The organism is Gardnerella sp. c12Ub_1 (assembly GCF_055804375.1).
The window spans coordinates 1141430-1165556 of sequence record NZ_JANUZC010000001.1; the positions used below are offsets into that span (position 1 = coordinate 1141430).

Below are 24127 nucleotides of genomic sequence, written 5' to 3' on the forward strand. Positions count from 1 at the left end.
TGGGGTAACGGTATGCTGGAATGTAGTTTGATTTTTGCTGAAAGGGTGTTTTTAAGCGTGTCTGTGAACTTTGAAGTTTGGCCAGAAGCCATAGAGTTGGGTAAATTATTTGCCGATCACAATTACGAGTTGGCGCTTGTTGGCGGTCCTGTGCGAGACATGCTTTTGCATAGAGTTTCGCACGATCTTGACTTTTGCACATCTGCTAAGCCAGAAGAGTTTGAGTCACTTCTTAGGTCTTGGGGTCATGACGGTTTTTGGGACATGGGTCGAAAGTTTGGCACGCTTGGAGCTTTGAAGCGCAGAAAAGACGGAACCGAAGTAAAAGTAGAGATAACAACTTACAGATGCGATGCTTATAATCCAGATTCCAGAAAGCCAGAAGTAAAATATGGCGATACTTTGGAAGGTGATCTTTCTAGACGCGATTTTACTGTAAACGCAATGGCTTTGCGCGTGCCAAGTCTAGAATTTGTGGATCCATTTGGCGGAGCAAGCGACTTATCTAAAGGTATTTTGCGAACTCCGGTAGACCCACGTCAATCTTTTGACGACGATCCTTTAAGAATGATGCGTGCTGTTCGCTTTGTTGCTCAACTTGGTTTCACTATTGAAGCAAGCACGGCTGAGGCCATTTTGAGCATGGTTTCTAGATTAGATATTGTTTCTGCGGAGCGCGTTCGCGACGAAATAACAAAGATGCTTCTTTCGGCAAATCCGCGCGCAGGAATTGAAGCAATGGTTGATTCTGGTATTGCAGATAGGGTTTTGCCAGAAATTCCTGCTTTGCGCTTAGAAATCGACGAGCATCACAGGCATAAGGATGTTTTTGAGCACACAATGATGGTTCTTGAGCGCGCAATAGCGCTTGAAACAGATGACGAAGGTGCGGTTCCTGGGCCAGATTTAACTTTGCGACTTGCTGCTCTTTTGCACGATATTGGTAAGCCGCGCACTAGAAAGTTTGAAGACGGCGGAAAAGTTAGCTTCCATCATCACGATATTGTTGGAGCTAAAATGACTCGAAAGCGCATGAAAGCTTTGCATTTTGACCATCATATTATTGACGATGTAAGCGAGCTTGTGAATTTGCATTTGCGATTCCACGGCTACGTAGACGAGCCTTGGACGGATTCTGCAGTTAGAAGGTATGTTAAGGATTCTGGGCATTTGTACGAGCGTCTAAATCGCCTAACGCGCGCAGATGCTACTACTCAAAACAAGCGCAAGTCGCTTATGTTTGAGCATGCGATGGACGAGATGGAAGATCGCGTACGCGAATTAAAAAAGCAGGAAGATTTTAACGCAATTCGTCCAGACTTGGATGGCAATGAAATCATGAATCTTCTTGGCCTAGAGCCTGGACCGATTGTTGGGAAGGCATACAAGCACATGTTGGAATACAGACTAGATAATGGTCCTGTAGAGCACAGTGTTGCTGTTGAAGAGCTTAAAAAATGGTACGAAAGTCAAGCTGAATAAAGCGAATCACGCAAAGCGTCTATATAAGCGTCTATACAAGCTAGAATACTACTGAATAGGCTTGTGGTTTGCAGCTTTTGGAAGATTCTTAATTGTGTTATACGCTGCGCAGCCTCTAATCTCGTTAATCGTAGCTCCAGCAGCAGGAACGTCGGTTTTAGGACGAAGATTGCTAAAAGTGGTTCCTAAAACAATGTCAATAAGCTTATCTTGACGGTCGTCCATGCGCAAAATAGCGTCCTTAAAATTGGCAACTAGTGTATAAGCTTCGTTAATCGACTGTTTTCCAAAATAGATTGTTGTGCGCTTAACGCGTGTTTCGCTATTTCCAACTTCGATTAAGTTAAAACCGCGATTTCTAAGGCCTTCCCCGACTGCTCGCGCGAATCCGCGGAATTTTGTTCCATTTAGAACGCGTATAGAAACAGCACGATTATCTATATAAGACGCTTTATTTTCGTCTTTGTTTTTTACAGCACAAGGCGCTTGAACGCCATAGTTTGGGTCGACTTCTGGAGTTCTAGGAGCACCAATTCCAAAAAGATGAGATTGCACAATAAGAGCTAGAACAAATGCAATTGCAACTCCGATTGCAACAGACGATAGCACAAATCGTTTTCTTTGATACATGAACTCTCTTCGGGCTAGTCGCTCGTCGTAAAACTGCGTCATGCTAACTTCCGATCTGTGCTGTGTGCTTGTATTGTGCGCATTGTGCGTGCATATGCGTATGCATAAGTGTTAGCTATTTTACTTACTATGCATGACGGCGTTTATAAGCGTATTTTAACTGTTAAAAGTTTTAGACAGAGCTAAAAATTCGTCGCAAGTTAAAGTTTCGCCTCGTCTTGTTGAATCAATCTTAGAAAGTTCGTAGGCTTCTTTAGAAACAATGCTCTTTAGTGCTGCGTTTAGCGTTTTTCTTCTCTGCTGGAATGCCGCATCAATAATCTTAAACACTTTTTCTTTTTCTTGCTCGCTGCCTTTTGGATTATCGTTTCTCTTAAAGTACACTAGCGCGGAGTCAACGTTTGGAGCAGGCCAAAATACGTTTCTGCCAATCAAACCAGCTTTTTGAGCAGTACCGTACCATGCCAACTTTACGCTTGGAGTGCCATACGTTTTATTGCCAGGCTGCGCGCATAAGCGATCTGCAACTTCTTTTTGAACCATTACAAGAAAGCTTGTAAGATTATCGAATTTTTCTAAAAGAGTAAGAATAATCGGTGTTGCAACGTTGTATGGAAGATTTGCAACAAGCGTAAAGTGCGCCGCTTTTGCTAAATCGGGAACGTCTTGAGCATTTACCTCTAACGCGTCTTTAAGAATCACATTAAACCGTTCTAAAGCATTAGGCATAAACTCTTTAACAGTTTTTGGCAAACGCTTAGCAAGATGCGGATCTATTTCTACAGCAGTAAGATTTGCGCCCGCTTGAAGAATCGCAAGTGTAAGAGAGCCAAGACCAGGGCCTACTTCCATAACAAAATCGTTTGAATTAATTTTTGACGCAGCAACGATTTTTTTAACTGTTCCTGGGTCAATAACAAAATTTTGACCAAACTTTTTTGTAGGCGTAATGCCCTCTTGTGCTGCGATTGCGCGAATATCAGCTGCTCCAAGAAGACGGCCTTGTTGATTTTCAATATTATCTTTCGTCAATTTAATACCATCCAAACTTTAATACCATCCAACTTCTTGTGAATGCTTCCATGCTTCGCTAGGATTTCCGTATTTACTTCTAATGTAACTAAGGCCCCACGTTATTTGTATTGACGCGTCTTCGTGCCAGTTTGCTCCCGCGCTCGCCATTTTATCTGCTGGAAGTGATTGCGGAATTCCGTACGCGCCAGAGCTTTTATTTTCTGCGTTCCAACGCCAATTCGATTCTTTTGTCCACAATTTAACAAGATCTTCCCACATTGCTCCAGTCCAACCAAGTTGTGCGCATGCTGCTTGAGCATAAAGTTTTGCTTGTTCGGGCGTTGCATGAACCATGCCGTTTGGGTTATCTGCAGGAGCTGGGGCAGGTGCGGGGGCAGGTGTTTGTTTTATAGCTTGTGAAGTTTCATCGGTTTGCTTAGAATTTTGCTGATTGTTGTTATTATTTTGTTGAGTATTTTGATTTTGCGCGCCCTGTTGTGCGCTCTTGTTTTGTGTATTTTGTTGATTCGTGTTTGTTTTTTGCGATGGAGTTTGATTAGTTTGACTATTTGGTTTCTTGTTTTCTTCTTGTTTATTGATTCGTTTGCTTGGCTTAGATTCGTTTTGTGTTCTAGGAGTATACTTTGCGCCAATTGCAACAATTTGATCAATCGACGGCTTAACAATTGACTGCTTTATTAGCGTTGCACTTTGAGCTTTGCCATCCACATAAGTCACGTTATACAAATCTATGCGCTCGCCATTTGCGCCAGCTTGTTTAATAACTCTAGCTCCGATTGCAAGACTTGAGTCGTTTACGTTTATAGTGCTAAATGGAATAACAACGTTTCTAGATTCTTTTCCATGCGTTACTCTAAGAATGCGAAGCAAAGTTTTTCCATTTTCTTCGCTAACAGTTACTTGGTCTTCTTTTCCTAAGACTATTCCTAAAGAATCAAGAATTGAGCTTGCTGGCAGTGTTCCGTCTGGAACAACTCTTGTTTTGTTATCGCAAATAACTGTGACTGGTCCTTTTTTGTTTATAGAAAGTCCACCAGTAAGCTTGTTATAAATGTTTTGCAAATTAACAGTTATTTTTGCAGCATGATCTGCGTTTGCTTGGAAGAATCCGATTAATTGATCAATGCTTGTTGCAACAGTCCAAAATGGTATTGTTACACCGTCTACTGTAATGGATGTTTGATAAGCGCTTCTAACGGTAACAGTTGCGTGATCTGCTAACATGTCTCCCGAAGTACTAATAACTTGGTCGTGTGTTTTAACTGGTACTTTTTGTTCTTGTAGAAGTCTTTGTGTAGTAGATGCATAAGTTGTTACTACTTTAGTTTTGCCGTTTATGATTAAAGCAATAGATTTACGCGCAGAAAGTGCAAAAATCCCAGTGCTAGAAATAACAAGAGCTAGAACGCATATAAAAACGCGTAGTCTTCTCATTATTACAAACCGCTGAGGCGTCCATCTGCGTGCCATTCAACCTCACTTTCAATGCAAAACTGAATTTTAATTATAGCAATGATTACAATCAGCCAAAAATAAGACTATAAGCATATGATCTAACTCATTAAAAATACGTTAAGAAGAATCAGTCTTAAATTATAAAACTATAAAACTATAAAAGGTAAAGGGGGGCAGGAGAGAAGGGGATTTGTCCTGCCCCCATGAGGAGGAGCTGGTTGGGGGACGCTCCATCCTCATGCTCGGAAACCCTGAGTTGGGGGAAGGTTCCCGAGAACTTACTCAAGCGAAGTAATCAGCATAAAGTATTTTTGTAAGCTTTACGATTCATCATAAAATAAATCTATTTATAATTTATTATCTTATTATTGTTATTGTAAATTTACTAAAAACTTTTTATATGCTTATGACTCATAATATGCATACAAGTGGATTTTTATAATTTAGACCGTTTTTGTTATGCAAAACGCCTATAAAATGGAGCCTCCTGCCGGGATCGAACCGGCGACCTGCCGCTTACAAGGCGGCCGCTCTGGCCATCTGAGCTAAGGAGGCGAGTTCTTGCACGCTAGTTAAAAATCTTCGCGAGCAAAACATTGATTAGTGTATCAGCACCCGTTGCCAAGTGCAACTTTTGGAACCAACACACTAATCAACAAGAACTAGTCAAGAGGATTTGGCTGATCTTTATCTGTTACCTTTGGCATAACACCTTCAACTCCAACCTTAGACTTGTCTAATCCAATAGACTTAAGAATTGCATCTGGAGTACTAAGCTTATTCTTACTAACCGCAACCATATCTAGCAACTTTCCGTTGATAGTGGTTGTTGGCGTTGTCATAGCTCCCTTATTCGCTCCACTAACATTCCACAAAGCCTTGCGATTTGGTGTATCGGCATTAATAGCGTTTTGCCAATCAAGATAATTTCTGTTGAATGCTTTGTTTGCCACTTCTTCGCTAACGCCCGCGTTTATGGCTTGCTCAATCAGCTTTTTGTTGCTAACAGGCTTGTAGTCGTCGCCTTCTTCTGGCTGGAAGTCTTCTGCAAAAATGTTGTTAATAAATTGAAGTAAGTGCGAAGGATTGTCGTCGTTAGAAGAAATGTATGCGATTGCGCCAGTTACGCGTGTTGAATAGTGGTCGCTAGAAATTCTATCCAAGAACGACATTGGGTGAATCTCAAGGTTGATTTGGCCGGCTTTCATCATTGCAATAAGCATTTGATCGGAATCGCGATTAAAATTACCGCATCCTGGGCACAGAGGATCGGCATAAACCGCTATAGTCGGAGCGTTTGGAGCCGTTGTGTTATAGCCGTTTTTGCTGATTAAAATTCCGCCTTGTTCGTTTGCGTACTTAGGCTTTTGATTAGTCGTAAGATTTTTAACAGCTCGTCTTGCTTGTTGAGCTTGCTCGACATTCTTTTGATTTTGCGCATTAGTGGCGTTAAGAGCTGTAATTCCAATTGCTGCAATCATGCCAATTAAAATGACAACAACAACAATTCCAACGATTGTTTGTTGGCGTAATTCTTTAGCTTTGCGCGCTTGAAGATTTTGATTTGATTGATTTTGCGCGCTTTTGCTACTGTTAGGCATGCCTATCCTTCCCCTGATTTTTACAAATAACATACATAAGTAAATTAATCTAAAAGAATAGTTTAGATTACGGTATCAACGGGCTTAATCGCCATCGGTTGCTTGCGATTTTCCCGCGCCGCAAATGGCCCCTGCTCCAACGGCGAATATTTTAGTTTTACCTAATATAAAAGAAATAATCCATCCTGCAATAAATCCAATAATGTATCCAATTGAAGTTGGCGAACAAATATCTGGAGTGTATGTTGGTAAAATCACGCTAATTGACCAAACTTGAACTTTGATTAATTGGCTAGATGCGTGGATTAAAATTGGGTACACGTATGCTCCAATAACTCCTGCTATTGCAAGAGTTATAACTTTTTTAATCGAGTATGCTATTGCTTTAATAAAATGCCACGGTATGCTAGCGATTCTTATGAATACGTCTTTTCCGCCAACGGATTCGTTCGCGCGTTTTCTGCGTACGCTTGAGCAAACATTGTATCCGATTGTTGCTGTAATTAGCATAAAAATAAGATTTGCTGCAAGCGCATCTATTGGAGAAATCGCAGCTAGTAAGCTTGCAAGAGTAAGGAATATAGCCGACGCCACTCGCCCGCGAAATAAGTATTTATTTACATTTGGATGCGGATTTTCGTCTGTATTGGGCAGCACAGCAATTTCGGGCGCTTGTTCTGGATTGTTTGCGACTTGTTCCGTCTCTGCAACTTGTTCTGGGTTGTGCGCGTAGACTTTGGTAATAGATGTGCTAGTGGCGTCTAGCAAAGATGTTGGCGCGGAATCTATTAAATCCGATTCTGTAGAGTGTAATAAAGTTGTGTTGTCAACATTCTTAGAACCCCACATTTTTCTAGGGTTTTCTGGAAGTTTTTTTGTTTGAAAAGTCGTGTTAAAATCGTGAGTTTTGGCATTATTAGGTACAGTTTCTCCACTAAAGCTGTTCTCAAAAGGGTAGCTTGAATCCTGCCAGTCTGTAGGGTTCATGGCATCTTGGAAAATTGCGTTTTCAAGCTGTTCTGGAGTGCATCGCTCGCTTCTTTTAGGATTCAATGCGCTTTTGAACGCTTGCATTGTTCTTATTGGAAGGCCATTAAGATTTGCGTTCCCAGATGCTGCTCTTTCTAAAACTGCCATTATTGGCTTGGTTCCAAAAACAGGCTTTCCTGTTGCTGCAAAAGCTAAAACGGCAGCTACGCTCCACCAATCTGTAAGTTCGCTCGATTCTCCGCCTTCGATGATTTCTGGGGCAATAAATCCTGGTGTTCCCATTACAAGGCCAGTACGCGTAACATGCGATTCGCCCTGCCCCATAGATATTCCAAAATCAACTAAAATGGGGCCTGTAGTGGAAATCATTATGTTTGTAGGCTTAATATCTCGGTGAATTATGCCAGCACCATGAACAGCTTTTACGGCATCGATTAGTTTGTGCGCAAGTCGTTCTAAATCGCCACCAACGTATGGGCCGTTAATTGCAACGTCTTCTTTAAGATTGTGGCCGTCAATAAGTTCTGTGACTATAAAAGCGATTGAAGCATCAAGCTCCATGTCTACTATTGAGCACACGCCTTCGTGGTGTATTTTTTGCAAAGCTAGAGCCTCGCGCCTAAGTCTAAGTCTCGCTTGCTCTTGCGGATTGCTAACTTCGGCAGACTCCAAACTATCATCTTCGTTTTCTAGCATTGATGCGCGCAAAATCTTCATTGCGTAAAAATGGCCGCCGTCGTCTTGCACTCGCCAAACGGAGCCCATGGCGCCGCCACCTAGTCGCTCAATCAGCGTGTATCCGCCAACATTTTGGCCAGAGCGCAAGTCAAACATGCTCACATCTTCCATAATGCATTATGTTAGTGTGCAGCTATGCCAATTTGTTTTTTAACACTAAACACGCGATTTTATAAACAAATGTTTATATATCTACTGTAAAAGTAATCATGTTTATAAGCCTTTGTTTATGAGTGATTTTTATACTCGACACGCCGAAGTGTTAGAAAATACTGTAATTTTGCTGTTTTTACTGAATAAACATGATATATTAAATCATGGCTCAACGAAGAGAACCTTCAATGAACCATGTAAGTAAATGTGGACGATTGACGCCGCCGATGTAGGACTTGGGGTCTTGAGTGCACACCCTTCACAACGGATCGTTCGGCACGTACCTGCCGATGAAAGGAAAATATCATGGCAGAAGTTGTATTTGATCATGTAACTCGAATCTACCCAGGCAACGATAAGCCTTCGGTTGATGATTTGAACATGACTATTAAGGATGGCGAGTTCCTTGTACTCGTTGGTCCATCTGGTTGCGGTAAGTCCACAACGCTGCGAATGTTGGCTGGCTTGGAAGAGGTTAACAAAGGTCGCATTCTTATTGGTGGTCAAGACGTTACTACAATGCAGCCAAAAGATCGCGATATCGCAATGGTGTTCCAGAACTACGCATTGTATCCACATATGACTGTTGCAGACAACATGGGCTTTGCTCTTAAGATTGCAGGCGTAAACAAGGAAGAAATCCGCAAGCGCGTTGAAAAAGCTGCTGAAGTTTTGGATTTGACTGAGTACTTGGATCGTAAGCCAAAGGCTTTGTCTGGTGGTCAGCGTCAGCGTGTTGCAATGGGTCGCGCAATTGTTCGTGAACCAAAAGTCTTCCTTATGGATGAGCCTCTTTCTAACCTTGATGCAAAGCTTCGCGTACAGACTCGTACGCAGATTGCAGCATTGCAGCGTCAGCTCGGCGTCACTACCCTTTACGTGACCCATGATCAGACTGAAGCTTTGACAATGGGTGACCGCATTGCTGTTATTAAGCTTGGCGTTTTGCAGCAGGTTGGCGCTCCAACCGAGCTTTACGATCGACCAGCAAACGTGTTTGTTGCAGGCTTCATTGGTTCCCCATCTATGAACATTAACCAGCATCCAGTGGTTGATGGCAAGGCTCAAATTGGCGAAGATTCCATCACTCTTCCAGCAGAAGCTGTTGATAAGCTTACGGAAGAAGATAAGGGTCAGATTATTGTTGGCTTCCGTCCAGAAGATGCAAGCTTGGCAACTTCCGACGATCCAAACGCCTTCTCCTTAAAGGTTGTAAACGTGGAAGATCTTGGCTCCGACGGTTACATCTACGGAAACATCATCACCGATGGATCTCCAGAAGAAGCATCTACAATGATGAGCGATCAGAACAAGCTCACAACGATTCGCGTGAACCCACGTGCGCTTCCAAAGGTTGGTGACGTTGTAAAGATTAAGATTGATCCATCCAAGATGCACCTGTTTGCACCTTCTACAGAGTTGCGTTTGAACTAGCGTTTTCTTGGGCACTTGCTTTTGCTTTAAGTGCCCAAGATTTCTGTATAAGGGTATGGCGGGGTTCGCTAGGCGAGCCCCGTTTTCGCATGATTTAGCTTATTTTAGTTTGTAGCTATATTTGCATTTATTCACATTTGGTTATTAGCGTTCATCTTTACGGGTAGACTAGATTTTATGGAATGGAACGATACTCCTTCAATGGATCCGCGTGCTGCGCAAGCAACATCGGTTTCTGCGCTTAGTGAGACTGTATCTTCTGCGGAACCGCCAGCATTGAAGATTACTGCTGCAAGCTCTAATCCTCAAATGTTTATGCTTCCGTGGGAGCTTCCATTATCTCAATGGCCTACGAATCTTTTTGTAAACTTGCCGCGCGGTATCTCTAGGCACGTTGTGCGTTTTGTGCACGTAGGCGACGAAGTGTACGCAATGAAGGAGATTACTCGTCAAGTCGCTGAGCGCGAATATGAGCTTTTAAGACGTTTGCGCAAGCTGGAACTTCCAACAGTTAAGCCTATAGCGGTTGTTGCTGGTAGAAAAGATAAGAATGGTGAGCCGCTTGAAGCAATGCTTGTTACTCGTCATCTTAAATTCTCACTGCCTTATCGAGCACTATTTGCTAGAACTTTGCGCCCAGATACTGCGGAGCGTTTGATTGATGCGCTTGCTGTGCTTATGGTTCGCTTGCATCTTTCGGGATTCTATTGGGGAGATGTTTCGCTTTCTAACGTTCTATTCTTGCGCGATGCCGACGCGTTTACTGCGTTTTTGGTGGACGCGGAAACTGGAGATTTGCACGGAAGCCTTACCGAAGGTCAGCGAGAATACGATATTGATTTAGCTCGCACAAATATAATCGGCGAATTAATGGATTTGAGTTCTGGCCAGCTTTTGCCTGGAGAAGTTGACGAAATTAGCATTGGAAACAGGCTTGTAGACAGATACCATTCGCTTTGGAGCACGCTTACAGACGTAGATAAGTTTAGCCCAGACGAAATGTGGCGTATTGAGCGCCGCGTGAATCGTCTTAACGAGCTTGGATTTGACGTAGACGAGCTTGAGATGAAGACTTCCGAAGATGGACGAAGAGTTTTGGTTAGACCGCGAGTTGTGGACGCTGGATACGCTTCTAGAAAGCTTTTGCGTTTGACTGGCTTAGATGTGCAAGAAAATCAAGCTCGTAGGCTTCTTAACGATTTAGATGCGTATCGCACTTCTACATGGCGTCAAGGCGAAGAGCTGGAGATTGTTGCTACAGACTGGATGCGCGAAGTGTTTGAGCCTACTGTTCGCATGATTCCGCCTGAGTTTAGGTCGCAAATCCAGCCAGCGCAGTTCTTCCATGAAGTTTTGGATCATCGTTGGTTTATGGCAGAGCGCGTTGGGCACGACGTTTCTATGCAAGATGCAGTAACAAGTTACATTAAGAACGTTTTGCCTCAATACAAGATGGATAAGCGCGTTTTGGCTGCGATTAATGCGGATGCGGATTCTGGCGTTGTAGATGACGAGTACACGTATTCCACGCCTGCGCCTGCAGCTGCTCCTGCCGCTGCAGCGAGTGATGACGATGACGAGTACGATCAAGACGCAAGTGTTTGGGCAAGCTGAGCTTTTGTGAGCTTTTGTGAGCATTTTTGTTTTGCTAGCGTTTTAAGAGATTCCTTACTTTGCATCTGTTTTGCATCTGCTTTACTTTTGTTTAGTGAAGTGTGGAATTATTCTCTTTGAAATGTGGAATAATTCGTATTTATTTTAGGAATTTTGTTAATTTCTTTTGTGAATGGTGATAGAATTTTCTTGTTAGTTGTCAATGATTGCCAACTAATCATAGTTATTTATCAATTAATCAAGGGAGATTATTATGTTAAAAGGTGTAGATTCTATAATTCCTCCAGCATTGCTGAAGGTTCTTTGCGAAATGGGCCATGGAGATGTTTTAGTATTGGCCGATGGAAATTTTCCAACTGAGTCTGTAGGAAAAGACGCTATAGTTGTACGCTGCGATGGTCATGGAACTTCGGAATTGCTAACTGCAATCTTAAAGTTGATGCCACTCGATCAATACACCGATAAGCCAGCTACACTTATGGAAGTTGTTCCAGGAGACCCTTGCGAAACTCCAATCTGGAAAGAATATGAAGATATTATTGCTAAATACGATAAACGTGGAGCAAGCACTTTAGGAACTCTTGAAAGATTTGCGTTCTACGATGAGGCAAAGAAGGCATATTGTGTTGTTGCCACGGGTGAGCGTGCTCAATACGCTAACATTATGCTGCGTAAGGGCGTGGTGTTTGCTGGAGAGTAGCGTAAATAGGTAAATAAGTTCATATTTATATGCTATTTATCTGTTATTTGCTTGTTATCTGTTTGTAGAGATATAGAAATCTAAGTGTTATAGCATAAAAGCACTGCATGCAACAAGATGATTTGGAATTTAAGAACCATCTGCTACGTGCAGTGCTTATTTTGTGCCCCCTGTGGGACTCGAACCCACAACCCAAGACTTAAAAGGACTCTGCTCTGCCAATTGAGCTAAAGGGGCAACAAATGCTTAGTGTACTACATTTTGTAGACTAATCCAACTTCTTTGATGTTGGCGTGTTAGTTTGCAAGTTGTCCTAATTGCATAAGCTTATCTTTGATTTGGCTTGCGGATGGCTCAACCATAAAGCTGCCGTCGCTAAAAGTCACAACAGGAATATGCTTCTGACCGCTAATCTCAACAGCTTTTTGAGCAGCTCCGTCTTCGGACTCAATATTGTGCCAAGTAAAAGCAACATTAAACTGGTTAAGCGCGGACTTTGCGCGAATGCAATCGCCACACCAATCGGCTCCGTAAACATTGACTAATGGCAAATTTTCCATAAACTATCACCCCAATTCAGTTTGATTGTAAAGTGGCCATTAAAGTGGCCATTAAAGTGGCTTGCAAATGTAGCATAAATTTGCACTCATAATGGTCTGTAAAATCATTGTATTAGAACACTAATATTTGTGTAATTTTTGCGAATAATCAACAATTTTAACTAAAATTTGAGCAAATTCCCTTTAATGTGTCCCTTTAATTTCATAGGCTTATTATATGAACATGGTTATGGACTTAAATTTGGTTATATGGTTTACTGTTGGCGCAGTTATTTTAGCTGTTGCTTTAGTGGCGGTAGCTGTTGTTTTGCGAATTATTGGAAAATCGAATGGCCCAGTAATACCTACTAGCAAAGAAGACCCATTGTCTAGTAGCGCTGAAAATAATGGCGATTTTAGCGCGCAATTGCCAGAAAATGCAACGTCTAGAATGGCTAGGCTTAGAGGCAAGCTTGCGAATAGTCAAAATCCTTTTGGACGCGCGCTTTTTAACATTTTAAGCAAAGATAATATTAGTGAAGATGATTGGCAAGATGTAGAAGACACGCTTTTAATGGCAGATGTTGGCGCTCAAGCAAGCGAAGAGTTGGTTGAGTCGCTTAAAAAAGACGCCAGGATTTCTGATGCTGCCAGCGCGCAAGAGGTTCGCGAAACATTGCGCGCAAAACTGCTGGATGTTGTTGGAGTCAAAGCAGATAGAAGTCTAAAAGCAGATTTGCAAGATGCAAATAAGCCAAGCGTAATCATGATGGTTGGCGTAAATGGCACTGGAAAAACCACTACTGCTGGCAAGCTTGCGCGACTAATGGTTTCTAAAAATCGTTCTGTAATTCTTGCTGCTGCCGATACTTTCCGCGCGGCTGCTGCAGATCAGCTTGAAACTTGGGCAAATGCTGCAGGTGTTAAAGTTGTTCGTAGTCAAAAAGATGGCGCAGATCCTGCTTCCGTGGCTTTTGATGGCGCTACAGCTGCCAAAGAAGAAAACGCAGACGTTTTGATTGTAGACACGGCTGGAAGGTTGCAAAATAAGGCAAATCTTATGGAAGAGCTTGGCAAAATCCGCCGCGTAATCGAGAAAACTGTTCCTGTAGACGAAGTGCTTTTAGTGCTTGATGCTACAACTGGCCAAAATGGAATGGCTCAAGCAAAAGTCTTTGCTCAAGCTATTGGGATTACGGGCGTTGTGCTAACAAAGTTAGACGGTTCCGCAAAGGGCGGAATTGTGATTTCTGTTCAACGCGAGCTTGGAGTTCCTGTAAAGCTTGTTGGGCTAGGGGAAGGTCCAGATGACCTTGCTCCGTTTGACCCAGAAAGTTTTGTAGACGGCATTTTGGCTTGAGTTGCTTTTAGCTTTAGTCGCAGTTTAGATTAAGTAATTTTGCTTTAGTAACTTTTAGCTTGAGTTGATTAGAATATAAATTAAATTGCAGCCACCGATGGTTGCGTTTGTGAGGTGAAAAATGACCGCAATGGATCCGCAATGGGCGTTACTAGCTGCCGCATTAGTGTTTATAATTACGCCAGGAATCGCACTGTTTTATGGTGGCCGTGAGCGCGCAACATCAATGGTTAACATGATGATGCTTTCTGCTGGTGCAATTGCGGTAACAACCATAGTTTGGACGCTTTGGGGCTGGTCAATGGCCTTTGCTGGCAAAGACATGATTGGCGGCGTTGTTGGCGACCCTGTAAGCGGATTGCTGCTACGTGATTCAATGGTGGCAGATCACGGCATTTTTACTTCGATGGACGCAAACACTGGTCTTGCTGGCGGAATTCCAGCGGCATTTAGACTTGCGTGCGCGGTTGTTGCTGTAGCTCTTATAACTGGAGCGCTCGCTGGTCGTGTGCGCTATGCGATTTGGCTAATATTCGTTGCTGTTTGGGTAACGCTTGTGTTTGCACCTCTTGCGCACATGGTTTGCGGAGGCGGTCTGCTTTCGCCAAATGGCGCTATATCTCAGGCTCTTGGAATCCAGGTTCATGATTTTGCAGGCGGATCTTTGTTGCACGTAGCTGCGGCAGTTTCGGCTTTAGCAATTGTGCTTATTATTGGCGGTCATGCTCATTTTCCTCTTAAGAATTTTGTTTTGCATACCAAGTCTTTTGCGACTTTGGGTGGCGCAAATTCGGAGCACAAGGGCAATTTAGTTCGCGCACTTTTGATGGAAGTCGCAAAGTCTAATAAGACTAATGATTCTGCTGCTTCTAGCGATGATTCTAAAGCTAAGGGCGATTCTTCTTTAGAAAACCCTAGCGAGCTTGAGGTTAATGGCCATTTTTCCAATGTTTCTGCACGAGCTCCGCACAATGTTCCATTTGTTGTTCTTGGAATTTTCATCATTTGGTTTGGATGGCTTGGCTTAATGATTGGATCTTCTGTAGGTCTTCCAGGAGTTGCTGGGTACGCGTGGGTTAGCTCAACTATTACAGCGTCTGCGTCTATGCTTGCTTGGGGCGTTACGGAACGCTTGCGCTCGGGGTGCTTTAGTGCTGTTGGTGCAGCTAGTGGAATCATGGCTGGTTTGGCTGCTAGTGCTGCCGCTGCAGACGTTATAGCGCCTTTGTGGGCGGTTGTATTGGGTGCGATTGTTGGAGTTGTTACATGCCTTGCTACGCATTCTAAGACTTTTACTCGCTACGATGGTGCGCTACACGTTGTAAGCGTAAATGGCATTGCTGCGTTTATTGGCATTCTAGCTGTTGGATTATTTGCGGATGCGAGCGGATTGCTTTCCACTGGCGATTGGCATCAGCTAATTGCGCAAATATGCCTTCTTGCAATCACGATTCTTTATTCTGGAGCCGTTAGCGCGTTGCTTGCTTTTGGATTAGAGAAGCTTTTTGGTTGGAGAATATCGGAAGCTAAAGAGCGTAAGGGCGTTGATTTAGCGGATCAAGGTGAGCGCGCTTATGATTTTTCTGGTATTGCTCAAGAAAAATCTGCGATTGACGCTGAAGACAAGACGCAAATGTGACACACTCGGATTGCGCAATGTGGATAAAACTTTTAGTTATCCACATTTTAGGCGTGTTGCTGTGTATATCTATAAAAGTTGTCCACAAATGGGGGATAACTTTGTGGATATCCTGCGGATAACTTTTTTGAAATCATATTCAGTTTGCAATTCAAAAAATTTTATGATAGCGATTGCATAATTCAAGATAAATGATTCAATTACCAAAAAGGCATGAAAAGGCGTTAAATAGGCCATTATTATGAGCGATCAGAGTGAAAACGTTAACAAAAAAGACCTACTGAAACACATATTTTCTCTAGCTATTCCTACATTTGGCCAGCTTATTGCAGAACCAGCGTTTGTTTTAGTAGACACTGCAATAGTAGGTCATTTAGGTAAAACGCAATTAGCGGGGCTTTCAATAGGCTCAACCGTGCTCTTAACAACAACGGGGCTGTGCCTGTTTTTGGCGTATAACACAACAAGCCAAGTTGCAAGGCTATTGGGTGCTGGCAAAAATCGCCAAGGGCTAAGCGTTGGAATGGATGGATTGTGGCTTGCTCTCGTGCTTGGGGTTGTTCTAACGCTTGTTTTAATGGTGTTTGCGCGTTCGCTTTGTCAAAGTTTTGGCGCAAATGGCGAAACGCTTAAAAACGCGATTATTTACACTCAAACTGTTATGCCAGGTTTGCCTGCAATGTTGCTAATTTACGCTGCAAATGGCATTTTTAGAGGACTTAGCAAAGTAAAAATCACGCTTTTTGCTGCAATAAGTGGAGCTGTGCTAAACGCGATTTTAGATATTCTATTTGTGTTTGGAATGAACCTTGGCATTGCCGGGTCTGGAATAGCAACGATGATAGCGCAATGGTATATGGGCATTGTTTTAACGCTACCAGCGATTTTTTGGGCAGCTCGAGAAAAAGCACGTTTGCGCCCACAAGCACATAGCATACTTAAAAGCGCTGGAAGTGGCATTCCGCTGTTTATACGCACATTGGCGTTGCGCGCGTGCATGGTTGCAACTGTTGCAGCGGCTGCGCGACTTGGAACAAACACTTTAGCGGCATATCAAGTTGCAAATTCTTGCTGGAATTTTGTTATGAACATATTAGACGCTATAGGAATTGCAGCTCAAACAATAGTCGCATCTGCGCTTGGAGCTGGATTATTAAAACGCGCTAATGTAATAACAAAAGTTTGCGCACAAGTAGGAGCATTAAGTAGCGTAATAGTTGGAATTGTAATGATATTTGCAGGTTGGTTATGCTCGCCGCTGTTTAGTCCAAATGCAGAAGTGCAACTTTTGGTTTCAATCGGAATGACGATTCTTGGGATTTTCTTGCCGCTATCTGGATTTATGTGGGCTTTAGACGGAGTGTTAATCGGGGCTGGAGATCACAAGTATTTAGCCAAATCGTGCTCAATTACAGCAGTTGTGTATCTTATTGCAATTAGTGCGGTTTGTGCGGCAAATGTGGCTCTTTTTGCAGGAGATATTACTAAAACAATATCGCTGTGGGTTGCTCTTAATGCTGTGTATATTGGCGGACGCGCGCTTGGAAATTCGCTTAGAGTTAAAACGGATGATTGGATGAAGTGCGCAAATCTGTGATTTGTTAGGTTGATTTGTGAATTGTGATTTGTGACTTATGACTTTTAAGTTGATTTGTAAAATCGCAAAGCATTTAACTTACGATTTGTGTTAGTTTATATAAACTTTTGTTTGCGTGCTCCGTGCAGACGTTTATACTCGATTTTATGGCAGATAATGATATGTGGCAGTCAAATCGAAAAGACTCAAACCGATTAAACAACGCTAACGCTAATGTTAGCTTGTTTGACAAGGTTCCTCCTCACGACGAAGACGCAGAAATGGCCGTTCTAGGCGGAATGCTAATGAGCAAAGATGCTATTGGCGAAGTTTCGCAAATCCTAGAAACAGCAGACTTTTACGTTCCAAAGCATCAAACAATTTACGACGCGATTATAAGCCTATTTTCTGGGTCGCAACCAGTAGACGTTGTTTTAGTTGCAAACGAGCTTCTAAAAGACGAAAACCTGGAGAAAATTGGCGGAGCTGACTACTTGCATAGCCTTGTAGCATGCGTTCCTACAGCCGCAAACGCGCTATATTACGCGGATATTGTGCATAAAAATGCGATTTTGCGAAATGTGATTGCTGCTGGAACAAAGATTGCGCAAATGGGCTATTCGGCCACTGGAGACCAGGCAGAAGATGTTGTGAACCTTGCACAATCCGAAGTTTACGAGATGAGCTCTGGCAAGGTTCATCAAGATTATTCCGCTATTGGCCCAGTTGTGCAAGACGCTCTCGAGCAGTTAGACAAGTTGCAAAGTAACGAGATTGAAAAAGGCGTTCCAACAGGATTTAGAGATATTGACGACATGACGCAAGGCTTGCAGCCAGGGCAAATGGTAGTCGTAGCTGGTAGGCCTGCAATGGGAAAGTCAACTCTTGGAATCGACTTCGCTCGGTCTGCAGCGTTGCATCACAATATGACAACAATCGTGTTTTCGCTAGAAATGAACAAATTGGAGCTTGCTCAAAGAATAATCGCAGCCGAAACGGATATTCCAATGACGGCAATGCATCGCGGAACTCCAGAAGACATTACAACAGATAGGTGGACTAAGCTAAATGCGTTTTGGTCAAAAATGAAAGACGCTCCGCTTTTTATAGACGATAGTCCAAATATGAGTCTTATGGAAATTCGCGCAAAATGCAGGCGACTAAAGCAAACGAACGACCTAAAGCTAGTTGTAATCGACTATTTGCAACTTATGACTTCGGGTAAAAGGGTTGAATCTAGGCAGCAAGAGGTTTCCGAGTTTTCGCGTGCGTTAAAGCTGCTTGCAAAAGAGCTAGAAGTGCCAGTTGTTGCACTAAGCCAGCTAAACCGAGGGCCAGAAATGCGAAACGATAAAAAGCCTCAGCTTTCGGATTTGCGCGAATCGGGATCTATTGAGCAAGACGCAGACGTTGTGTTTCTTGTGCATAGGCCTGATTTTTACAACAAAGAAGATCGCCCTGGCGAAGCAGACATTATTATGGCAAAGCATCGTAATGGCCCTACAGAAACGTTTAATCTAGCTTTTCTTGGAGCAACGTCTAAGTTTAAAGATATGCCGCAAGGATACCAGCCGCAATCATATGCGCAAGGAAACGATGCTGTTGGAGGCTATGATGGCCATGCTGCTTGATGCTTTTATGCCAGCTGTAGGAAAGCTGGTTCGCGCGGTTTCTAGAGCGTTGCACCACGGTGGAAGCGCTTTACCAGGCAAAGTTGTAGAAACACTAGACCGTGGGTTTTTAGCTAGAACGCTAGGGAGTTTGCCTTACGGAGTTGTGCTAATTTCGGGAACTAATGGCAAAACTACTACGACTCGCATGGTTGCGTCTATGCTCAGAGATGCTGGATTGCGCGTGTTTACAAATCCTACGGGATCGAATTTTACGCGCGGAGTCGTGGCGTCGCTTGTGCAAGAAATGCCTGTTTTTGGTACAAAGTTAGATGCGGATATAGCTGTTTTAGAGCTTGATGAAGCTTATGCTGTGCATTTTGTAAATCAAATAAAGCCGCGCTATTCGCTTCTTCTAAACGTTATGCGAGATCAGTTAGATAGATTTGGCGAGATTGACACTACAGCTAAATTGTTGAGTAGTGTTGCGCGCGCGACTAAGCAGGTAGTTGTATTAAATCGCGAAGATCCGCGAATTTCTGCGCTTTCTAAAGACGTTTTGACGCCTTGCAAAGTAAAGTATTTTGGTTTGGACGATTCGTTAAGAAGCATGTTCCCAACCGACGACGATTTGCATAGTGATTCGCATAGTGATTTGGATGGCGATTTGGATGGCGATTCGCGTAGTGATTCGCATGATGATTCGCGTAATCTTCCGCATGCAGATGTTGTTTTGGCAAAAGTTGCAGATAATAAAGCCGATTTTTTGATTGATGGGCATAGAAAAACCACTAGCGTTAAGCTGCGAGGCGTGTATAACGTTTTTAACGCGGCTGCTGCGTCTACGATTGTGCGCGCTATTTTGGCAGATGCTGATAAAAAAGATGCAACACTCGCAAAATTCGACGACGATGCGCTTATGGCAGCTATTTCTCGCGTAACGCCAGCATTTGGGCGAGGCGAAGTAATCGAAGTTAACGGCGCTCCTGTTGAGCTTGTTCTAGTGAAAAATCCTATTGGATTTAGACTTGCGCTCGCTTCGGATAAGCCTGCAAATCATGACACAATGATTGCGATTTGCGACGAATACGCGGATGGGCGAGACATGAGCTGGCTGTGGGACGTTGATTTTACATGCTTTAGTGGCACTGGAGTCACTTGTGTTTCTGGCACGCGCGCGTGGGATATGGCTTTGCGTTTACAATACGACAAAGTTGCCTCTAGAAATGTGAACACTGATTTAGAAGAAGACGTTAAAACCTTTGTAAATGGCGATTTTAGTAGTGATGCTAAAAATGCTAAGCGCATATATTGCACATACACTGCTATGCTTCGCGTGCGATCTACGTTGGGGCAAATCGCAAGCGTTAAAGACGTTGGAGTTGGAAAGTAGCAAGAAAGTAGTCGTCATGAATGATATGAGTGATGTTAATTATATTAGTCAAGCGAATGCTACTAATAAAGCCGAAAATCGTGTATTAGATATTGTGTCGCTGTACCCGAAAGACATGAATATTTACGGCGACTACGGCAATGTGCTTACGATTATGCGTAGAGCGGAATTGTACGGTTATAAGCCTGTGCTTCACGAATACAACGTTGGCGATGATTGGCCAAAGCGCGTGGATATGATTCTTGGTGGCGGTGGCCAAGATCATGGTCAAAGTAGAGTTACAGATGATTTATTTGCACGCGCAGACGCGATTCGTGATCTTGCAAAAAATGGCGTTCCAATGCTTATGATTTGCGGTCTTTACCAGCTTTTTGGAGAATACTTTGAGACTATTGAAGGCCAGAAGCTTAAAGGCATAGGCATACTCGGCGAGCATACGGTTGGTCAAGACGTGCGCATGATTGGGAATCTTGTTGAGCATAGCGCCGATTTTGGAGATATTGTGGGATACGAGAATCATTCTGGGCGCACAAGCTTGCAAGATGGAACGCAGCCACTTGGATTGGTTGATGGTGAAAATTGTGGAAACAACGGCGAAGACCACACGGAAGGCGCTCGCAAATACAACGTTATTGGCACTTATATGCACGGTTCGGTTTTGCCAAAAAATCCGCGTTTGGCTGACTTTTTAATTCGCACAGCTGCGCAAAATCGTTACGGAGAATTTGCGCCAAAGCAGACTGATTCTCAGCGCGCGGAGCTTGCCAAATTGGACGAATTAGCAGATCGCGCTCGCAAAGTGGCCGTAACTCGTCCGCGGTAAAATCTGCTCTCACTAAATGAACATGAGCGTATGCGCGATTTAGTAAAAATTTGATTGATTATTTTATTTTATGCGCATAGTGTGTATAATCTTTTTATGAGATACAAAGAGATTGAAAAACGTCTTAAGAAGGACGGCTGGATACTTTTTGCACAGCGTGGAAGTCATTGCCAATTCGTACATAAAACTAAAGCGGGTAAAGTCACAGTGCCTAAACATCCAGGTGATATTAACCCATCTGTTGTTAAGTCAATTTGGCGTCAGGCGGGAATTAGTGAAGCAAAGGTGAAATGATGAAATTAGCGTATCCTGTTATTCTTACTCCATACGAAGATAATAGCGGAGGTTTTGTTGCAGAAGTCCCTGATTTGCCAGGGTGTGTAACTGGCGGTAGTAATCTTGCAGAGGCTCTGATTATGGCAGAAGATGCAGCAAGTGGATGGGTTCTTACGGAACTCGAAAGTGGTAAAACTGCGCCAAAAGCTAGCGATATTAGTGATATTGTTGTAGAAAATCCTAATTCAAAGTTGTCTATGGTTGCGCTTGATATGGATTCCTATGCTGCAAAATACGGTTCTCAGGCAGTTCGTAAAAATGTTACTGTTCCAGCTTGGCTTGACACTTGGGCACAAAAAGCTGGCATCAGCTACAGTGGAGCTTTGCGAGATGCTTTAGAAGCTTTATATGCTAAAGGAGCTGTGAATAAAGCTTAGTTGTATTATTAGCTATATTATCTGATTTGTTATGCAATATTGCAGCAATCAATTAATACAAAATAACCTGCTGAAAATTGCAAAGTGTTGCAAATCAGCAGGCTATTTAAATGTAGAACTGATGAGTATATGATTACATAGCCGCTGTGTATATTTGACAACTGGTATTTATTGTGATAGAATAGTAAAAAGGAATTTTATATAATAATGGAGTTATATATGAAAAACAAAGTTGTTTTGCATTATGCATTTATAGCTGCGCTATTTTCTATTATTTTAATATTGTCATTTGCTAATGTTGCTCAAGCTGAATCATCTGACTATAAATCAGAGACTTATGTAGATTTTCCCAAAAAGCAGCATAAGACAAAATTTCAGAGTATGTATTTTTCTTTACTAGATACTTATGAAAATCCAGAGTTAGTAAAAAAGTTCTATATTTCAAAATATTTTACAGAATTACAAAGAATACAGAGCGAAGCTATGCTTCCTTCTCTTAGTGAAGAAACAGCTACTATTTACAAGAATTCTCTTTTTAATTCCTCGCATAAAGATAACAATAATGTAACAAAAATATTGCAATTTCTAGATATATATGAGAATAAATATGAAAATAATCAGATTCTATCAGAATTGCATAAATTAGAGTTAAAAGTATTAAAAAATGAACTAACACAAAAGGAAGCTATTAATATTGCAAAATTGTGGCTTCCATCAAAGCAGGAGGTTACACCTCGCAAACCTTTACTTACTGAGAGAAATTCAGGCATAAATCTTGAAGCGGCCAGAGCATATGCGCGAGAATGGGCGTGGAAAATAAATCCAAAATATGGTGAAGAAAAAAGTAAGTTAATATTTCCGGCAGATTGCACAAATTTCGCTTCGCAAATTCTATATGCTGGTGGTATTGGTATGGATAAGCATAATGATGTATTTAAAGGGTGGTGGTGGAAAGCTAGAGGAGATCGTTCGGTTTCTTGGATTAATGCCAATGTTTTTAAAAATTATATGGGGTATGGATTTAGTACAAGTTATTGGGGAATGTTAGTAGATAATGTTAGGGATGGAGATTTTATTGGTGTTGATGAAAGTAATGATGGTACTGTCGATCACATAGGGTTTGTATTCCTAAAAAGCAACGGTAGATTGCGTATAGCTCAACACACTGAAAATTATTTAGATTGGGATAAGAATTGGTATTCATTCAATGGTGAAGGAGCTTATTATCGTGTTCGTCGTTAAATATTGGAAAGAATGGTTTTTACCATTATCTTTTGTATTTTTAGCAGTTTTATTGCTTATTAAAATGCCAGGAAAGTATCCAGCAGATTTTGATTTAAGTCTTTTGGGTGTTGTGTTAGTTTCAATTATTTCACCAATAATTCAAATGATTGTTGGGTTGTGTAATAGAGGATTAATTCGTAAGAAAATATTAATTATTATTGATAGCATATTAATACTTGCCGGCTTTATTGAAATATTCTTTGGCCAATTTATTGTTGTACATGTTTTGAATCGTGGAATGGTCAAGTACACAATGGATCGTGGACCGCAAGTTAATGTTGCTACTGTTGCAGCTGCATCTATCGTAGTTGTCTCAATGGTGTTATGGAGTATTCACGAACTGGAATTTAATAGTAATAAAATTAAACGAATATGAGACCGGCAAATAATTAAAGATGTAAATACAAAAGCCTGCTGAAGCTTGCAAAGTGTTGCAAAACAGCAGGCTATTTTGTGGTTTTAAATTCTAGTTTTTGATTCTAGTTTTCGTTTGATTCGGTTAGTAACTATTAATCAATTAAACCATACAAGCGATCGCCAGCATCGCCAAGACCAGGAACGATATAAGCCTTGTCGTTTAAGTGCTCATCAACAGCGCAAACAACAACCTTAAAGTCAATAGAAGGATCAATCTCCTTCTCCAGGCGTTCCAAGCCTTCTGGAGCTGCCAAAATGTTAATAGCAGTAACATCCTTAGCGCCGCGCTCAGCCAAATAGTGCGTAGCCGCAATAAGAGTGCCACCAGTGGCAAGCATTGGGTCCAGTAAGAAGCACTGACGACCAGTCAAATCTTCTGGCAAACGGTTAGCATAAGTGACGATGTCGAGAGTCTGCTCGTCGCGCTTCATACCAAGGAATCCAACCTCAGCGGTTGGAAGAAGGCGAGTCATGCCGTCAAGCATACCCAAACCTGCGCGCAAAACTGGCACAACCATTGGGCGTGGGCGGTTCAAATGCTTGCCAGTCATCTTGCAAATAGGAGTTTCAATCTCGCGATCGCTAACTTCCAAATTGCGGGTTGCTTCGTATGCTTCGAGAGTTACCAATTCGGAAACTAACTCGCGGAAAATGTTAGAAGGTGTATTCTTATCACGCAAAACGGTGAGCTTGTGGTCCACCAGCGGATGATGTAAAACATGAAGATCCATACCTTCTAGATTAGTGCAAGTGCGGCATGTTAAGCTATCGGCGTGCCGTGACTATTTAGAAAAAATATAAACAAGTGTTAATGAAGGTTGAATTTTGTGAATTGCTGGAAAATTAAAACATACTTAAAAACGCTGACTTGCGAAAGCGCCTGTCGGCGCAAACGCCGCTCGCAGCGGCAAAAAATGGAGCCCGGGGCTTAAACACAAGCC

The 24127-nt window shown here is 42.4% G+C and carries 21 protein-coding genes and 2 tRNA genes; 14 read left to right on the forward strand and 9 right to left on the reverse strand.

Features of this window, described 5'->3' with window-relative positions; genetic code table 11:
• Positions 1–12: 12 nt before the first annotated feature.
• The gene (locus NYP65_RS04390) at positions 13–1482 is read left to right on the forward strand and encodes a CCA tRNA nucleotidyltransferase (protein WP_473410670.1); all 1470 of its coding nucleotides are present in this window, start codon (positions 13–15) and stop codon (positions 1480–1482) included.
• Between the two features lie 48 nt (positions 1483–1530).
• On the opposite strand, the gene NYP65_RS04395 is transcribed toward NYP65_RS04390, so the two are convergent.
• From NYP65_RS04395 to NYP65_RS04420, 6 genes are all read right to left on the reverse strand, one after another.
• Positions 1531–2154, reverse strand: coding sequence for a LytR C-terminal domain-containing protein (locus tag NYP65_RS04395; RefSeq protein WP_060785781.1), 624 nt, complete (start codon positions 2152–2154; stop codon positions 1531–1533).
• Between the two features lie 114 nt (positions 2155–2268).
• Positions 2269–3159, reverse strand: a complete 891-nt coding sequence (rsmA, locus tag NYP65_RS04400; RefSeq protein WP_473410671.1) for a 16S rRNA (adenine(1518)-N(6)/adenine(1519)-N(6))-dimethyltransferase RsmA — start codon at positions 3157–3159, stop codon at positions 2269–2271.
• Between the two features lie 3 nt (positions 3160–3162).
• Complete coding sequence (locus NYP65_RS04405) at positions 3163–4617, reverse strand: aggregation-promoting factor C-terminal-like domain-containing protein (protein WP_473410672.1); 1455 nt, start codon at positions 4615–4617, stop codon at positions 3163–3165.
• 463 nt (positions 4618–5080) lie between these two features.
• Positions 5081–5157: transfer RNA gene (locus tag NYP65_RS04410), tRNA-Thr, on the reverse strand.
• Positions 5158–5264: 107 nt separating this feature from the next.
• Positions 5265–6203: a DsbA family protein gene (locus tag NYP65_RS04415; RefSeq protein ID WP_004131134.1), complete on the reverse strand. Its 939-nt coding sequence runs from the start codon at positions 6201–6203 to the stop codon at positions 5265–5267.
• An 84-nt stretch (positions 6204–6287) separates the two neighbouring features.
• Positions 6288–8042 carry a serine/threonine-protein kinase gene (locus tag NYP65_RS04420; protein ID WP_473410673.1) on the reverse strand — a complete coding sequence of 585 codons (1755 nt, stop codon included), beginning with the start codon at positions 8040–8042 and terminating at the stop codon, positions 6288–6290.
• Positions 8043–8390: 348 nt separating this feature from the next.
• Here NYP65_RS04420 and NYP65_RS04425 point away from each other — a divergent pair, with 348 nt between their 5' ends.
• The 3 genes from NYP65_RS04425 (at position 8391) to NYP65_RS04435 (ending at position 11832) form a co-directional block, all read left to right on the forward strand.
• Complete coding sequence (locus tag NYP65_RS04425; RefSeq protein ID WP_018639842.1) at positions 8391–9518, forward strand: ABC transporter ATP-binding protein; 1128 nt, start codon at positions 8391–8393, stop codon at positions 9516–9518.
• 177 nt (positions 9519–9695) lie between these two features.
• On the forward strand, positions 9696–11132 hold the full coding sequence (locus NYP65_RS04430) for a DUF4032 domain-containing protein (RefSeq protein WP_115794095.1): 1437 nt from the start codon (positions 9696–9698) through the stop codon (positions 11130–11132).
• 253 nt (positions 11133–11385) lie between these two features.
• The gene (locus NYP65_RS04435; RefSeq protein ID WP_004131125.1) at positions 11386–11832 is read left to right on the forward strand and encodes an RbsD/FucU family protein; all 447 of its coding nucleotides are present in this window, start codon (positions 11386–11388) and stop codon (positions 11830–11832) included.
• 164 nt (positions 11833–11996) lie between these two features.
• Here the strand turns inward: NYP65_RS04435 and NYP65_RS04440 are convergent.
• Both NYP65_RS04440 and NYP65_RS04445 read right to left on the reverse strand, forming a co-directional pair.
• Positions 11997–12069, reverse strand: a tRNA-Lys gene (locus tag NYP65_RS04440).
• 59 nt (positions 12070–12128) lie between these two features.
• Positions 12129–12392, reverse strand: a complete 264-nt coding sequence (locus NYP65_RS04445; RefSeq protein ID WP_016635485.1) for a mycoredoxin — start codon at positions 12390–12392, stop codon at positions 12129–12131.
• A 217-nt stretch (positions 12393–12609) separates the two neighbouring features.
• Between NYP65_RS04445 and ftsY the strand changes: the two genes are divergently transcribed.
• From ftsY to NYP65_RS04495, 10 genes are all read left to right on the forward strand, one after another.
• Entirely contained in the window at positions 12610–13731 is a 1122-nt protein-coding gene (gene ftsY / locus NYP65_RS04450; RefSeq protein WP_020758758.1) for a signal recognition particle-docking protein FtsY, read from the forward strand.
• A 121-nt stretch (positions 13732–13852) separates the two neighbouring features.
• Entirely contained in the window at positions 13853–15370 is a 1518-nt protein-coding gene (locus tag NYP65_RS04455) for an ammonium transporter (protein WP_473410674.1), read from the forward strand.
• Positions 15371–15611: 241 nt separating this feature from the next.
• Positions 15612–16967 (forward strand): MATE family efflux transporter, encoded by a 1356-nt coding sequence (locus tag NYP65_RS04460; RefSeq protein WP_473410675.1) that lies wholly within the window; start codon positions 15612–15614, stop codon positions 16965–16967.
• Between the two features lie 146 nt (positions 16968–17113).
• The gene (gene dnaB / locus NYP65_RS04465) at positions 17114–18577 is read left to right on the forward strand and encodes a replicative DNA helicase (protein ID WP_473410676.1); all 1464 of its coding nucleotides are present in this window, start codon (positions 17114–17116) and stop codon (positions 18575–18577) included.
• A complete protein-coding gene (locus tag NYP65_RS04470; protein WP_473410783.1) occupies positions 18561–19949 on the forward strand; it encodes a MurT ligase domain-containing protein in 1389 nt (462 codons plus the stop codon). The genes dnaB and NYP65_RS04470 overlap by 17 nt, the downstream gene beginning before the upstream one ends.
• A gap of 16 nt (positions 19950–19965) precedes the next feature.
• Positions 19966–20772, forward strand: a complete 807-nt coding sequence (locus tag NYP65_RS04475) for a type 1 glutamine amidotransferase (RefSeq protein ID WP_473410677.1) — start codon at positions 19966–19968, stop codon at positions 20770–20772.
• A gap of 96 nt (positions 20773–20868) precedes the next feature.
• Complete coding sequence (locus tag NYP65_RS04480) at positions 20869–21066, forward strand: type II toxin-antitoxin system HicA family toxin (RefSeq protein ID WP_004116413.1); 198 nt, start codon at positions 20869–20871, stop codon at positions 21064–21066.
• Complete coding sequence (locus NYP65_RS04485; protein WP_004116411.1) at positions 21066–21485, forward strand: type II toxin-antitoxin system HicB family antitoxin; 420 nt, start codon at positions 21066–21068, stop codon at positions 21483–21485. Before NYP65_RS04480 ends, NYP65_RS04485 begins: the two co-directional genes overlap by 1 nt.
• 219 nt (positions 21486–21704) lie before the next feature.
• A complete protein-coding gene (locus NYP65_RS04490; protein ID WP_004116409.1) occupies positions 21705–22727 on the forward strand; it encodes an amidase domain-containing protein in 1023 nt (340 codons plus the stop codon).
• Positions 22714–23145 carry a hypothetical protein gene (locus NYP65_RS04495; RefSeq protein WP_004116406.1) on the forward strand — a complete coding sequence of 144 codons (432 nt, stop codon included), beginning with the start codon at positions 22714–22716 and terminating at the stop codon, positions 23143–23145. The genes NYP65_RS04490 and NYP65_RS04495 overlap by 14 nt, the downstream gene beginning before the upstream one ends.
• Positions 23146–23278: 133 nt before the next feature.
• On the opposite strand, the gene upp is transcribed toward NYP65_RS04495, so the two are convergent.
• Positions 23279–23917 carry a uracil phosphoribosyltransferase gene (upp, locus tag NYP65_RS04500; protein ID WP_004114100.1) on the reverse strand — a complete coding sequence of 213 codons (639 nt, stop codon included), beginning with the start codon at positions 23915–23917 and terminating at the stop codon, positions 23279–23281.
• Positions 23918–24127: the final 210 nt, after the last annotated feature.